Annotated in this window: 1 protein-coding gene; it reads left to right on the top strand. The window is 40.4% G+C overall.

What is annotated here, in order from left to right:
* Nucleotides 1–70: 70 nt before the first annotated feature.
* A partial coding sequence (locus AAHB12_RS31410; protein ID WP_342048960.1) for a GerAB/ArcD/ProY family transporter occupies nucleotides 71–384 on the top strand: 314 nt, incomplete at its 3' end.

Genomic DNA, 384 nt, shown 5'->3' with positions numbered 1-384 from the left:
TGGAAAAATTAGAAATAATGAACCTTCTGAAAGTAGTAATCCTGAATTGTGAATAAGGAAGTGACCTGTGATGAGTACCAGCCCAAAAGACCAGATTACGACGGCTCAAGTTGCTGTTATCGTCATCAATTATACAATTGGAACAGGGATTCTGACCTTGCCGAGAGCATCTGCAGAGAAGGTTCAGACACCAGATATCTGGTTAACTGTGATTGTAGGCGGGCTGATCGCGATGATAGCAGGAGTTATTATAGTCAGATTAAGCCAAAGTTTTCCGGAAAAAACCTTTTATCAATACAGTCAAGCAATTGTAGGGAAATGGTTGGGTGGGTTACTAAGTCTGCTCCTTGTATGTTATTTTGTCATTATGAGTGGGTTTCATGT

It is taken from the genome of Bacillus sp. OTU530, from assembly GCF_038440375.1.
This window is presented reverse-complemented; position numbering and strand designations above follow the sequence as displayed.